Below are 13,144 nucleotides of genomic sequence, written 5' to 3'. Positions count from 1 at the left end.
GCGACCTCGCCGCGGGATGACCGCACCCTGATCGACCGGCCTTTCCGGAGCCATCGCCGGAGCTTTCCGGAACTTTCCGGAATCCGTCCCGCCGGTGACCCGCGTCACATCGCCGCGCGGCGGATCACTCCGGGACGCCGGCCTTGACCAAGCCTTCGATGAACACGTCCGCATGCGCGAAGCCCGCGAGATTGCGGCGCAGGACGCCCACGCGGATCGGCGGGCCCATGCGGTTGCGCGCGACGATGCAGTCCTGCGCCTCCTCGATCAGGCCGAGATGGCCGCAGCAGGAGATCAGCGTGTTGTAGGGACCGAAGTATTCCGCGAAGCCGGCCACCGAGGCGCGCAGGTGCGGCAGCGCGTCCTCGAAGCGCCGGGCGCCGAGCAGGGCGAGCCCGTGGATCGCCGTGTAGATCCCCGCGAAGCTGTCCGTCGGGCTGAGGCGCAGCGCGAGGCCGGTCTGCGCGATGGCATCGTCGATCCGCGCGGCGCGCAGCAGCCCCCAGCCATACATCGTCCGGCCGAGCGCGAAGTTCGGGTTGAGGTCGAGCGCGGCGCGCAATTCGACCAGCCCCGCCTCGTGCTGCCGCACGGTGGACAGGCAGATGCCGTGCGTCATGCGCGCCCATGGTTCGGTCGGGTCCAGCGCGACCGCCTCCGCTGCCTGGCGCGCGGCGATGCGGTAGCCCTCGTCGTTGTCCGGCCACCAGTAGCAGAGCGCCGCCCACCAGGCCGACCAGGCGAGCAGCGCATGGGCGCGGGCATAGCCGGGCTCGAGCACGATCGCCGCGTCCAGCAACCGCCGCGCCTCCTCGTTGTGCCGGCGCCCGACCTTGGTGATCAGCCCCATGGCGCGCACTGCCAGGCCCCAGGCGGAGAGGTTCTCGGTCGGTCGCGCCGCGGCGCGAAAGCCTTCCTCGGCATACAGATGCGGCTCGATGGCGGCGACCACGTTGCGGGTGATCTCATCCTGAACGGCGAAGATGCCGGCCATCTCCCGGTCGTAACGCTCGGCCCAGATGTGGCGGCCGGAGCCTGCGTCGACCAGCTGGCCGGTCACGCGGATGTGCCCGCCGGCGAGGCGCACGCTGCCTTCCAGCACGTAGCGCACGCCCAGGTCCCGCGCGACCTCGCGCACGTCCACCGCGCGCCCCTTGTAGGTGAACGTCGAGTTGCGCGCGATCACGAACAGCCAGCGCAGCCGCGCGAGGTCGGTGATGATGTCCTCGGTTATGCCGTCCGCCAGCCAGTCCTGCCCGGCGGCCTCGCCCATGAAGGTGAAGGGCAGCACGGCGATGGAGGGCGCGGCATCCTCGGCCTCGGTCGCGGCGATGGTGCCGGGCGGCGCGTCCGGCAGCGCGGGGGACGCGGCCTGGTCGTGCAGCACCAGACCGGTGGTGGCCTCCACCACCGCCAGCGTGCGGTCGGAGAACAGGCCGACCAGCAGCTTGTCCACGGTCGATCGGCCGAGCCGCGCGCGATGTGCGAATTCATCCCGCGAGATGCGCTCGCGGGCCAGGTAGGTGCGAACGATGTCCGCGATCCGTCGCCTGTCGTCCATGTCCGGACGTTGCTGCTCCTGCCGTCCGCCCCGCGCCGCGCGAGGCCCTTGGCTTCCCGCTGCACGATAGGCCGGGGCAGGCGGACGGGGAACCAGTCCCGAACCGGCAAGGGTGGCCCTGCCGCCGCGAAGCGAAAGCCTCTAGGCTGGCAACTCGGAGGTGCCGTTCATGGATGATGATTTCCGCCGCGCCGCGCTCGACTATCACCGCCTTCCCCGCCCCGGGAAACTGGCGGTCGAGCCCACCAAGCGCATGGCGACGCAGCGTGACCTCGGCCTCGCCTATTCGCCGGGCGTCGCCGCCGCCTGCGAGGCGATCGCCGCCGACCCGGCCGCAGCCTACGACTACACCACGCGCGGCAACATGGTCGCCGTCATCACCAACGGCACCGCCGTGCTCGGCCTCGGCGCCATCGGCGCGCTCGCCTCCAAGCCCGTGATGGAGGGCAAGGCGGTGCTGTTCAAGAAGTTTGCCGGCATCGATTCCATCGACATCGAGGTGGACGAACGCGACCCCGCGAAGTTCATCGAAGTGGTCGCCGCGCTCGAGCCGTCCTTCGGCGCCATCAACCTCGAGGACATCAAGGCCCCGGAGTGCTTCGTCATCGAGCGCACGCTGCGGCAGCGGATGAAGATCCCGGTCTTCCACGACGACCAGCACGGCACCGCCATCATCGTCGCCGCCGCGGTGCGCAACGGGCTGCTGCTGCAGGGCAAGCGGATCGAGGATGTGCGCCTGGTCAACACGGGCGGCGGCGCCGCCGCGCTCGCCTGCCTCGACCTGCTGGTCTCGATGGGCCTGAAGCGCGAGAACGTGACCATCTGCGACATCGGCGGCGTGATCCACAGCGGGCGCGACGACCTCGACCCCTACAAGGCCGCCTGGGCGCGCGAGACCGAGGCGCGGACGCTGGAGGACGCGCTGCCCGGCGCCGATGTCTTCCTCGGCCTGTCGGCACCGCGGGTGCTCAAGCCCGAATGGCTGAAGCACCTGGCGCCGAAGCCGCTGGTCCTGGCGCTCGCGAACCCCGAGCCCGAGATCCTGCCCGAGGCTGTGCGCGCCGCGCGGCCGGACGCGATCGTCGCGACGGGCCGTACAGACTACCCGAACCAGGTCAACAACGTCCTCTGCTTCCCCTTCATCTTCCGCGGCGCGCTCGACGTCGGCGCCACCACGATCAACGAGGCGATGAAGATCGCCGCGGCGGATGCCATTGCGGCGCTGGCGCGCGTGGAGGCGAGCGAGGTCGTCGCCGCGGCCTATGGCGGCCAGGCGCCGGTCTTCGGTGCCGACTACATCATCCCCAAGCCCTTCGACCCGCGCCTGATCCTCGAGATCGCGCCGGCGGTCGCGCGCGCGGCGATGGACAGCGGCGTCGCCACGCGCCCGATCGCCGATTTCGCCGCCTATCGCCGCGAGCTCGAGCGCAACGTCTTCCGCTCCGGCAACCTGATGCGCCCTGTCTTTGAGGCGGCGCGCGCCCGCCCGCGCCGCGTCGCCTATGCGGAGGGCGAGGACGAGCGGACGCTGCGCGCCGTCCAGTCGGTCGTGGACGAGGGCATCGCCGAGCCGATCCTGGTCGGGCGGCGCGAGGTGATCGCGGCCAAGGTCGCCGCGCTTGGCCTGCGCATGGCGCTCGGCGAGAGCGTGCGCATCCTGGACCCGGCGGTCGATGCGGATGTCTTCGGCCCGCTGGCCGACCTTTATCGCCGCAAGGTCGGCCGGCGCGGCACGCCGCCCGACGCGGCGGCCAAGCGTGTGCAGACGCGCCCTGCCGTCGCCGCCGCCCTGCTGCTCGAGGCCGGCCACGCGGACGCCGCCATCTGCGGCGGCCTCGGCGACTGGATGGGTCAATGGACCCATGTGCTCGACATCATCGGCAAGCGTGATGATGCCGGGCGTGTCTATGCGCTGTCAGGCGTCGTCACGCGCGCGGGGGAGCACCTCTTCGTCGTCGACACGCATCTCTGCGTCGAGCCGACGCCCGCGCAGATCGCCGAGATGACGCTGCTGGCGGCCGAGCAGGTGCGCGCCTTCGGCCTGACGCCCAAGGTGGCGCTGCTGTCGCATTCATCTTTCGGCGCCAGCCACGCGCCCTCCGCGCGGCGGATGCGCCAGGCGCTCGCCCTGGTCCGGCAGGCCGACCCGGCCTTGGAAGTGGATGGGGAGATGCACGCAGACGCCGCGCTCATTCCCGCGATCCGTGCCCGCGCCGTGCCCGACAGCACGCTCGACGGGGCGGCGAACCTGCTGGTCATGCCGGGCATCGACGCCGCCAACATCGCCTTCAACCTGGTGAAGGCGGCGACCGACGGGCTGCAGCTCGGCCCGCTGCTGCTCGGCATGAACAAGCCGATCCACGTGCTGGTGCCGAGCGTGACCGCGCGCGGCATCCTCAACGTGACGGCGCTGGCGGTGGCGCAGGCGAACGCCGCGGCATGATGCGAACGGCACGAGGCGTCGACCCGTGCCGAGGCCGCGAATGCGGCCCGCCGGAAGCCCGGCGCCCGAGGGCAAGAGAAAATGCGAATACCACCGGTCGATGAACTCGACCGGGGGCATGAACCTCAGCCTCGCCGGACGACGTAGTCCCCGGCCTCGAGCGCGGCGATGATCGCGTCGCCCTGGGCGCCGTCGCGCACCTCCACCATCAGGTGCAGCTCCGTCGATTGCACGGTCGGCGCGCCGAACAGCTGCTGGTGCTTCACCTCGATCACGTTGCCGCCCATGTCCGAGATGCGCTTCGCGATGTCGGCGAGCACGCCCGGCCGGTCGGGGATATCGAAATGCAGCCTGAGGATGCGCCCGTCGCGCAGCAGCTGGCGCAGCAGCACGTTGGACAGGGCGCGGGCGTCGATGTTGCCGCCGCAGACCGTGGTGCCGACGACGCGGCCGCGGAACCGCTCCGGATAGGTCAGGATGGCGGCGAGCCCGGCCGCGCCGGCGCCCTCGGCCACCACCTTGGCGCCTTCGGCCAGCAGGGCGACCGCCTGTTCCACCGCACGTTCCGGCACCAACAGCACCTCGATGCCGAGGCGGCGGAGGATCGCGAGCGGCAATTCCCCCACGTCGCGCACGGCGATGCCTTCCGCGATGGTGGGGCCGCCGACCGAGACCGGCTGGCCCGCGAGCCGCTGCGCCATGGCCGGATAGCCCTCGACCTCGACGCCGAAGACCGGCAGGGCGGGGCGGAGCTCGGCCACCGCGCTGGCGATGCCGGCGCAAAGCCCGCCGCCGCCGACCGGGATCACGAGCGCTTCGATCTCCGGCGCGTCCTCCAGCATCTCGAGCACCATGGTGCCCTGGCCGGCTATGACGGCCGGATCGTCGTAGGGATGGATGAAGACCAGCCCTTCCCTCAGCGCCAGGTCGTGTGCATGGGCGGCGGCCTCGGCCAGCGTCTCCCCGTGCAGCACGACGCGGGCACCCCAGGATTCGGTCCGCACCACCTTCGTCGCCGGGGTGAATTTCGGCATGACGATGGTGGCCGCGACGCCGGCCAGCTGCGCGTGGCGCGCGACCGCCTGGGCGTGGTTGCCGGCCGACATGGCGACGACGTCGGCCGCCTTCTCGCGCGCCGTCAGCAGCGCGAGCCGGTTGGCCGCGCCGCGTTCCTTGAAGGCGCCGGTCGCCTGCAGGTTGTCGAGCTTGAGGAAGACCCGTGTGCCCGAGGCCCGGCTGACCGCGGGGCTGTCGATCGTCGGCGTGCGGAGCACCGCGCCGCCGATGCGACCCGCCGCGGCCCGGATGTCGGCGAGCGTGACGCTCGGCGCGGGCGTCCCCGCCTCCATGGCGCGCGGCGGCATGGTGGCGCCCCTCAGGCGAAGCGGACTGCGGTGATCTCGACCGAGCGGGCGCCGCCCGGGGCCGGAACCTCGACGCTGTCGCCGACCGTCTTGCCCATCAGCGCCTTGGCCAGCGGCGAGGTGACGGAGATCGACCCGTTCTTCATGTCAGCCTCGTACTGGCCGACGATGCGGTAGGTCTTCTCGTCCTCGCTCTCCTCATCGAGGATCGTGACATGGGCGCCGAACAGCACCTTGTCGCCGGCGAAGCGGGCGACGTCGATGACGTCGACTGCGGGGATGATGCTTTCCAGTTCCGCGATGCGGCCCTCGATGAAGGATTGCCGTTCCCGCGCGGCGTGGTATTCCGCGTTCTCGGAGAGGTCGCCATGCGCGCGCGCCTCGGCGATCGCCCGGATGATGGCCGGACGCTCCTCGCCCTTCAGCACCTTCAGCTCCTCTTCCAGACGCGCGAGACCCTCGGCGGTCATCGGGAACTTCTGCACGGCGAACCCTTCCCAGTAATGGCTTCGCCCCCCCGGCCCTCGGTCCGGTTCAGCCAGGCCTGGCGGTCGGTGGGGGGAAGACGCCACGGGGGCCGCAAGCGGCCCCCATGTGGTCAGAACGACGAAGTAAAATACGCCTGGAGGGGGGCCACATCAAGGGTTCCGGCCTTCAGCGCCGCGACGGCGTGCACCGCCGCCCGGGCCCCGGCGGCCGTCGTGTAGTGCGGGATGCCGTGCGTCAGCGCACTGCGGCGGATGTCGAAGCTGTCCGCCACCGACTGCCCGCCCCCGGTCGTATTGATGACCAGCTGGATGTCGCCGGACTTGATGGCGTCCACACAATGCGGCCGGCCTTCCAGCACCTTGTTGATGACCTGGACCTCGAGCCCAGCCTCCCGGATACGGGCCGCCGTGCCGCGGGTCGCGGCCAGCGCGAAGCCCATGTCGGTCAGGCGCCGCGCCAGCGTCACGGCGGCCGCCTTGTCGCTGTCCTTGACCGAGATGAAAGCCGTGCCGCCCTCCGGCAGCTTCACGCCCGCGCCGAGCTGGGACTTGAGGAAGGCCCTCTCGAAGGAAAGGTCGAGGCCCATCACCTCCCCGGTCGACTTCATCTCGGGCCCGAGGATGACGTCCACGTTCGGGAAGCGGTTGAAGGGGAAGACCGCCTCCTTCACCGCGACATGGCGGGAGACCGCGTCGTCGTCGAGGTTGAAGTCCGCGAGCCGGGCGCCGGCCATGACGCGCGCGCCGATCTTGGCGACCGCGACGCCCGTCGCCTTGGCCACGAAGGGCACGGTGCGCGACGCGCGCGGGTTCACCTCGAGCACGAAGATCTCCCCGTCCTTCACCGCATACTGCACGTTCATCAGGCCCTGGACCTTGAGCGCGCGGGCCATCGCTTCGGTCTCGGCCTTGAGCTCCGTCACGATCGCGGGGGGAAGCGAATAGGGCGGGAGGGAGCAGGCGCTGTCGCCCGAATGGATGCCGGCTTCCTCGATGTGCTCCATGACGCCGGCCACGTAGACGCGACCCTCCGCGTCGCAGATGCAGTCCACGTCCACCTCGATCGCGTCGGCCAGGTACTGGTCGATCAGGATCGGGTTCTCGCCCGAGACCTTCACCGCCTCGGCGCCGAAGCGGCGGAGCTGCTCGTCGTTGTGGGCGATCTCCATCGCCCGGCCGCCGAGCACGTAGGACGGGCGCACCACGACCGGGTAGCCGATGCGGTTGGCCTCCCGCACCGCCTCGTCCAGGGAGCGCGCGGTGCCGTTCTGCGGCTGCCTGAGGCCGAGCCCGCGCAGCAGGTGCTGGAAGCGCTCGCGGTCCTCGGCGATGTCGATCGCTTCCGCGCTGGTGCCGAGGATCGGGATGCCCGCCTTGTGCAGCGCCTGGCTGAGCTTGAGCGGCGTCTGCCCGCCATACTGCACGATGCAGCCGAGCACCTCGCCGCTTTCCTGTTCCTTGCGGATCAGCGCGATCACGTCCTCGGCGGTCAGCGGCTCGAAGTACAGGCGGTCGGAGGTGTCGTAGTCTGTCGATACCGTCTCGGGGTTGCAGTTGACCATGATGGTCTCGAAGCCGGCGTCGCGCAGCGCGTAGCAGGCGTGGACGCAGCAATAGTCGAACTCGATGCCCTGGCCGATGCGGTTCGGGCCACCGCCCAGGATGACCACCTTCTGCCGCGCGGTCGGCCGGGATTCGCACTCGGGCACGCCGAAGCCGCCTTCGTAGGTCGAGTACATGTAGGGCGTCTCGGATGCGAACTCGGCCGCGCAGGTGTCGATCCGCTTGTAGACCGGCTGCACGCCGAGGCGGCCGCGCAGCGCCGCGACCTCCGCCTCCTTCACCCCGGCGATGGCCGCGAGGCGCGTGTCGGAGAAGCCCAGCGCCTTCAGCCCGCGCATCGCATGCGCCGTCCGAGGCAGGCCCTTGGCGCGCAACTCGGCCTCGGCGGCGACGATCTTCTCGACCTCGCGCAGGAACCAGGGGTCGAACTTCGAAGCCTCGTGGATCTCCTCGAGCGACACGCCGGCGCGCATCGCCTGCGCCGCCATCAGCACGCGGTCGGGCCGCGGGGTTGCGAGCGCGGCGTGGAAGGCCTGCGCGGAACCATCGCCCGGCACCGGCACCTCATCCAGGCCGGACAGTCCGGTCTCCAGCCCGCGCAGCCCCTTCTGCAGGGCCTCGGCGAAGGACCGGCCGATCGCCATGGTCTCGCCCACCGACTTCATCGAGGTGGTGAGCGTGGACGGCGTGCCCGGGAACTTCTCGAAGGTGAAGCGCGGGATCTTGACCACCACGTAGTCGATGGTCGGCTCGAACGACGCCGGCGTGACCATGGTGATGTCGTTCTGCAATTCGTCGAGCGTGTAGCCGACGGCGAGCTTCGCCGCGACCTTCGCGATCGGGAAGCCCGTGGCCTTCGAGGCCAGCGCGGAGGACCGCGACACGCGCGGGTTCATCTCGATGATGACCATGCGGCCATCAGCCGGGTTGATGCCGAACTGCACGTTCGACCCGCCGGTATCGACGCCGATCTCGCGCAGGCACGCGATCGAGGCGTCGCGCATGCGCTGGTATTCCTTGTCGGTCAGCGTCAGCGCCGGCGCGATGGTCACGCTGTCGCCGGTGTGCACGCCCATCGCGTCGAGGTTCTCGATCGAGCAGATGATGATGCAGTTGTCCGCGCGGTCGCGGACCACCTCCATCTCGAATTCCTTCCAGCCGAGCACGCTTTCCTCGATCAGCACCTCAGTCGTCATTGAGGCGGCGAGGCCGGAGGCGACGATCTGGTCGAATTCCTCCCGGTTGTAGGCGATGCCGCCGCCGGTGCCGCCCAGCGTGAAGGACGGGCGGATGACGCAGGGCAGGCCGACCACCTTCAGCGCCTCCCAGGCCTCGGGCATGGTGTGGGCGATCTCGCTGCGCGGGCTCTCGATGCCGATCTTGGTCATGGCATTGCGGAACTTCTGGCGGTCCTCCGCCTTGTCGATCACCTCGGCCTTGGCGCCGATCAGCTCGCAGCCGTATTTCTCGAGGACGCCGGCCTCGGCCAGCTTCAGCGAGGTGTTGAGCGCGGTCTGCCCGCCCATGGTCGGCAGCAGCGCGTCGGGGCGCTCCTTGGCGATGATCTTCTCGACGATCTCGACGGTGATCGGCTCGATGTAGGTCGCGTCCGCGAGCCCCGGGTCGGTCATGATGGTGGCCGGGTTCGAGTTCACCAGGATGACGCGGTAGCCCTCGGCGCGCAGCGCCTTGCAGGCCTGGGCGCCGGAATAGTCGAACTCGCAGGCCTGGCCGATGACGATCGGGCCGGCGCCGATGATGAGGATGGACTTGATGTCGGTGCGCTTCGGCATGGGTCAGGCTTTCCGCGGAAGAAGAATGAGGATGAGGAAGGCGACCAGGGCCGCCGCCCCGCCCAGGATCAGCGCGCCGGCCATCGCCTCGTCGGCATAGCCCTGGCGCTCGAAGCCGAGCGCCCAGGTGCCGGCGGCCGCGACGGCCACGCCGAAGGCCGCGCAGCAGGCGACGAAGGGGCGCAGCGCGCGTGCCCCGGCAGCGAGCGGCGCCGTGGCGCGCCAGAACAGGACCACGGCCGGCAGCAGCGCGACCAGCGCCGCGAGCCCGCCATGCGCCATGGCATCGAGGCCGTAGAGCATCATCGCGCCCCGTCCGACTGGCGCCGCGCGCTGACCAGCAGCAGCGGCAGGATCAGCAGATGCGGGACGCCCCAGAAGGCGAGGGCGGGCAGCGCATGCTCGCCCGCCATGAGCGTCGTCGCGCCATGCACGGCGGCCGAGAGCGCGAAGGCCGCGAGCGCGGCCCGCACCGGTGGCAGCACCTTGCGCAGGCTGCCCGCGAGGACGAACAGCACCAGCCCGGAATAGGCCAGCGCAAAGAGGCCCATCGCGCCTTCGGTCACGACCGGCTCTCCGTCGCGAGCTTGACGGCGATGAGCGCCAGCGCCGCGCCGAGGATCCAGCGCTGCGCGGCCATCCAGGCCGGCCGCGTGCCGAGGAAGCGCGCGACGCCGGCCGCGCCCCACACCAGCGCGCCGTCGAACAGGATGGCGACGCCGATCTGCACCGCGCCCAGGATCGCGCCTTGCACGAAGATGCTGCCGAGGCCCGGGTCGATGAAGGGCGGCAGCACGGCCACGTAGAACAGCGCGACCTTGGGGTTCAGCGCCGCCGTCGCGAAGCCCACCGAGAACAGCCGCGCGGCCGGCTCCCGCGGCAGCGGGCGGGGGGAGAAGATCGGCTGGCCGCCTGGCCGCACGCATTGCCAGGCGAGGACCGCGAGGTAGGCGGCGCCGCCGAGGCGCAGCACGTCCCAGGCCAGCGGCACGGCGAACAACGCGGCGGTCAGCCCCGCCGCCGCGCAGATCATGATGACCAGCGAGCCCGCCTGGCAGCCGACCAGCGACACCATGCCCGCCCCCGTCCCCTGCGCCAGCGCGCGCGAGACGAGGTAGAGCATGTTCGGCCCCGGCGTCGCCGCCAGGCCGACGGACAGCGCGGCGAAGACCAGCAGCGTCTCGACGCTGGGCATCACCCGTGGACCGAGAACCCGCCATCCACCGGGATCGCCACCCCGGTGATGAACGCTGCCGCGTCGGAGGCGAGGAAGGCCGCGACGCCCTCGAAGTCGCGCGGGTCGCCCCAGCGCTTGATCGGGCTGCGCCGCAGCACGTCCTCGTGCAGGGTCGTCATGTCCTGCCGCGCCTTCTTCGTCAGGTCCGTGTCGATCCAGCCCGGCAGCACGACGTTCACGGTGATGCCGTCCTGCGCCCAGGCCACCGCCATCGACTTCGTCATCTGCACGACGCCGCCCTTCGACGCGCCATAGGCGGCATGGAAGGGCAGGCCGAAGATCGACAGCATCGAGCCGTTGTTGATGACCCGCCCGACGCCGCCCGCCTTCAGGTGCGGATGCGCCGCCTGGCTCGCGATCATGCCGGAGGTCAGGTTGGTGGCCAGCACCGTGTGCCAGTCCTCCATGCGCACCAGTTCCGGGCGGTTTCGGATGTTGGTGCCGGCGTTGTTCACCAGGATGTCGAGCCCGCCCATCCGTTCGGCCGCGGTCGTGACCATGGCGCGGATGGACGCCTCGTCGGTGACGTCCACCTCGATGCTGTAGGCGCGGGCGCCGAGCGCCGTCAGCTCGGCGACGGCGGCGGCGTTCTTGGCCGTGTTGCGCCCGGCCACCGTCACCGCCGCGCCAGCTTTCGCGAGGCCCCGCGCGAAGCCGAGGCCGATGCCGCCATTGCCGCCCGTGACGAGCGCCGCGCGCCCGGTGAGATCGAACATGCGCTTCCCCTTCCCTGGCGCCGTCCGCTCAGGCGCGGCCGGCTTTGTGCGCCTCGATCATTGCGACGAAGCGGCCGAACAGATAGTGGCTGTCGGAGGGGCCGGGGCTTGCCTCCGGGTGATACTGCACGCTGAAGGCCGGCCGGTCGGTCGCCGCGATCCCCTCGTTCGTGCCGTCGAACAACGAGACATGCGTCACCTTCGCATGCGCCGGCAGGGTCTTCGGATCGACCGCGAAGCCGTGGTTCTGGGACGTGATCTCCACCTTCCCGGTCTCGAGGTCCTTCACCGGCTGGTTGGCGCCGCGATGCCCGCGCGCGAGCTTGTAGGTCCTGGCCCCCAGCGCCAGCGAGAGCAGCTGGTGGCCCAGGCAGATGCCGAAAACCGGCAGCCGCGCCGCCAGCACGCCCTGGATCGCGGGGATGGCGTAGGCGCCGGTCGCGGCAGGGTCACCCGGGCCGTTCGACAGGAACACGCCGTCCGGCTTGTGCGCCAGGATCTCCTCGGCGGTCGTCGTCGCCGGCACGACCACCACGTCGCAGCCTGCCGAGGCCAGGCAGCGCAGGATGTTGCGTTTCGCGCCGTAGTCCACGGCGACGACCTTGTGCTTCGGCGCCGTCTGCCGGCCGAAGCCTTCGGGCCAGGCCCATTCCGTCTCGTCCCAGCTGTAGGTCTGGCGGCAGGAGACCTCCTTCGCCAGGTCCATGCCTTCGAGGCCCGGCCAGTCGGCCGCCTGCGCCTTCAGGGCGGGGATGTCGAAGCGCCCGTCCGCGCGGTGGCAGATCACGCCGTTCGGCGCGCCGCCATCGCGGATCCGGGCCGTCAGCGCCCGCGTGTCGACGCCCGCGAGGCCCGGGATGCCGTGCGAGACGAGCCAGGCATCGAGGTGCTTCGTCGACCGCCAGTTGGCCGGCTCGGTCACGTCCTGCTTGACGATCAGCCCGCGCGCGGCCGGCGTCAGGCTCTCGAGGTCCTCGGGGTTGGTGCCGACATTGCCGATATGGGGGAAGGTGAAGGTGATGACCTGCCCGGCGTAGGACGGGTCGGTCAGGGTTTCCTGGTAGCCCGTCATGCCGGTGTTGAAGCAGATCTCGCCCACCATGGCGGCCTCGGCGCCGAAGCCTCGGCCCCAGAAGACCGTCCCGTCGGCCAGCACCAGGCACCCGGTGGCGCCCTCCGGGGGGGTATCGGCAGAGGCCATGGGGGGCTCCGTCTTTGGGGTTTCGGGCGGCGCGCCTGGCAGGTCCGAGAGCGCGAGGCCGGTCGCGGCCAGGACTGCGGGCCAGTGCTTCGCCGGCACGGCGCGGGCCTGACGCCATTTGCGGATCGCCTCGGTGCCGACGCCGCAGCGCGTCGCCGCGGCCTCGGGGCCGCCGAGCAGGTCGATGATCTCTTCCACGGTGCGCATGGACGTCCTGATACCGGGAAGTGATTTCCCACCGCAAGACCAATCGCGGCGGCTGGGAAGTTTCCTCCCAGGCGTGGGGCGCGCTATATCGGCTACATCAGACCGAGGACCCCTGCCATGTCGCTCCGCGACCGACTGACGGATGACCTGAAGGCCGCGATGCGCGCCGGCGATGCCGCGCGCGTCTCCACGCTGCGCATGATCCAGGCGAAGCTGAAGGACACCGACATCGCCGCGCGGCCGGGCCCGCCGGTGGATGACGCCGCGATCATCGGCATGCTCCGCGGCATGGCGAAGTCGCGGGCCGAGAGCGTCGTGATGTACCGCCAGGGCGGGCGCGAGGAACTCGCGGCGAAGGAGGAAGCCGAGATCGCTGTGATCGAGGGCTTCCTGCCGCAGCAGATGGACGAGGCCGCGATGGAAGCCGCGGTCGCCGCCGCGGTGGCCGAGACCGGCGCCGCCTCGATCAAGGACATGGGCAAGGTGATGGCGGCGCTCCGCGCGAAGCACGCCGCGACGCTCGACATGGCCAAGGCCGGGCCGATGGTGAAGGCGCGCCTCGGCGGCTGAG

Annotated in this window: 11 protein-coding genes; 2 read left to right on the top strand and 9 right to left on the bottom strand. The window is 71.0% G+C overall.

Going from position 1 to position 13,144, the window contains the following annotated elements; all coding sequences use genetic code 11:
- Window positions 1–124: 124 nt before the first annotated feature.
- Entirely contained in the window at window positions 125–1,561 is a 1,437-nt protein-coding gene (locus E8M80_RS25885) for a hypothetical protein (RefSeq protein ID WP_170979313.1), read from the bottom strand.
- Window positions 1,562–1,730: 169 nt separating this feature from the next.
- On the opposite strand from E8M80_RS25885, the gene E8M80_RS09865 reads away from it, so the two are divergent.
- Entirely contained in the window at window positions 1,731–4,004 is a 2,274-nt protein-coding gene (locus tag E8M80_RS09865) for a phosphate acyltransferase (RefSeq protein WP_137125517.1), read from the top strand.
- A gap of 125 nt (window positions 4,005–4,129) precedes the next feature.
- Here the strand turns inward: E8M80_RS09865 and E8M80_RS09860 are convergent, their stop codons facing one another.
- From E8M80_RS09860 to carA, 8 genes are all read right to left on the bottom strand, one after another.
- On the bottom strand, window positions 4,130–5,368 hold the full coding sequence (locus E8M80_RS09860) for a threonine ammonia-lyase (protein WP_240789969.1): 1,239 nt from the start codon (window positions 5,366–5,368) through the stop codon (window positions 4,130–4,132).
- A gap of 11 nt (window positions 5,369–5,379) precedes the next feature.
- On the bottom strand, window positions 5,380–5,853 hold the full coding sequence (gene greA / locus E8M80_RS09855) for a transcription elongation factor GreA (protein ID WP_137125516.1): 474 nt from the start codon (window positions 5,851–5,853) through the stop codon (window positions 5,380–5,382).
- A 113-nt stretch (window positions 5,854–5,966) separates the two neighbouring features.
- On the bottom strand, window positions 5,967–9,212 hold the full coding sequence (gene carB / locus E8M80_RS09850) for a carbamoyl-phosphate synthase large subunit (protein ID WP_137125515.1): 3,246 nt from the start codon (window positions 9,210–9,212) through the stop codon (window positions 5,967–5,969).
- Between the two features lie 3 nt (window positions 9,213–9,215).
- The gene (locus tag E8M80_RS09845) at window positions 9,216–9,518 is read right to left on the bottom strand and encodes a hypothetical protein (RefSeq protein WP_137125514.1); all 303 of its coding nucleotides are present in this window, start codon (window positions 9,516–9,518) and stop codon (window positions 9,216–9,218) included.
- Window positions 9,515–9,778: a hypothetical protein gene (locus tag E8M80_RS09840; protein ID WP_137125513.1), complete on the bottom strand. Its 264-nt coding sequence runs from the start codon at window positions 9,776–9,778 to the stop codon at window positions 9,515–9,517. The genes E8M80_RS09845 and E8M80_RS09840 overlap by 4 nt, the downstream gene beginning before the upstream one ends.
- Window positions 9,775–10,407 (bottom strand): LysE family translocator, encoded by a 633-nt coding sequence (locus tag E8M80_RS09835; RefSeq protein ID WP_137125512.1) that lies wholly within the window; start codon window positions 10,405–10,407, stop codon window positions 9,775–9,777. The genes E8M80_RS09840 and E8M80_RS09835 overlap by 4 nt, the downstream gene beginning before the upstream one ends.
- Window positions 10,407–11,165, bottom strand: coding sequence for an SDR family NAD(P)-dependent oxidoreductase (locus tag E8M80_RS09830; RefSeq protein ID WP_137125511.1), 759 nt, complete (start codon window positions 11,163–11,165; stop codon window positions 10,407–10,409). The genes E8M80_RS09835 and E8M80_RS09830 overlap by 1 nt, the downstream gene beginning before the upstream one ends.
- A 28-nt stretch (window positions 11,166–11,193) precedes the next feature.
- Complete coding sequence (gene carA, locus E8M80_RS09825) at window positions 11,194–12,573, bottom strand: glutamine-hydrolyzing carbamoyl-phosphate synthase small subunit (RefSeq protein WP_137125510.1); 1,380 nt, start codon at window positions 12,571–12,573, stop codon at window positions 11,194–11,196.
- A gap of 117 nt (window positions 12,574–12,690) precedes the next feature.
- On the opposite strand from carA, the gene E8M80_RS09820 reads away from it, so the two are divergent.
- The gene (locus E8M80_RS09820; RefSeq protein WP_137125509.1) at window positions 12,691–13,143 is read left to right on the top strand and encodes a GatB/YqeY domain-containing protein; all 453 of its coding nucleotides are present in this window, start codon (window positions 12,691–12,693) and stop codon (window positions 13,141–13,143) included.
- Window position 13,144 lies beyond the last annotated feature (1 nt).

It is taken from the genome of Roseomonas sp. HF4 (assembly GCF_005222755.1).
GTDB lineage: Bacteria > Pseudomonadota > Alphaproteobacteria > Acetobacterales > Acetobacteraceae > Neoroseomonas.
The sequence above is the reverse complement of the archived record's forward strand: the minus strand, read 5'-3'. Positions and strand labels throughout refer to the sequence as shown.

Excerpts from the sequence above, each read along its gene's own strand:
- E8M80_RS25885 (WP_170979313.1), bottom strand. The coding sequence starts at position 1,561 with ATGGACGACAGGCGACGGATCGCGGACATCGTTCGCACCTACCTGGCC.
- E8M80_RS09865 (WP_137125517.1), top strand. The coding sequence starts at position 1,731 with ATGGATGATGATTTCCGCCGCGCCGCGCTCGACTATCACCGCCTTCCC.
- E8M80_RS09860 (WP_240789969.1), bottom strand. The coding sequence starts at position 5,368 with ATGCCGCCGCGCGCCATGGAGGCGGGGACGCCCGCGCCGAGCGTCACG.
- carB (WP_137125515.1), bottom strand. The coding sequence starts at position 9,212 with ATGCCGAAGCGCACCGACATCAAGTCCATCCTCATCATCGGCGCCGGC.
- E8M80_RS09845 (WP_137125514.1), bottom strand. The coding sequence starts at position 9,518 with ATGATGCTCTACGGCCTCGATGCCATGGCGCATGGCGGGCTCGCGGCG.
- E8M80_RS09835 (WP_137125512.1), bottom strand. The coding sequence starts at position 10,407 with ATGCCCAGCGTCGAGACGCTGCTGGTCTTCGCCGCGCTGTCCGTCGGC.
- E8M80_RS09830 (WP_137125511.1), bottom strand. The coding sequence starts at position 11,165 with ATGTTCGATCTCACCGGGCGCGCGGCGCTCGTCACGGGCGGCAATGGC.
- carA (WP_137125510.1), bottom strand. The coding sequence starts at position 12,573 with ATGCGCACCGTGGAAGAGATCATCGACCTGCTCGGCGGCCCCGAGGCC.
- E8M80_RS09820 (WP_137125509.1), top strand. The coding sequence starts at position 12,691 with ATGTCGCTCCGCGACCGACTGACGGATGACCTGAAGGCCGCGATGCGC.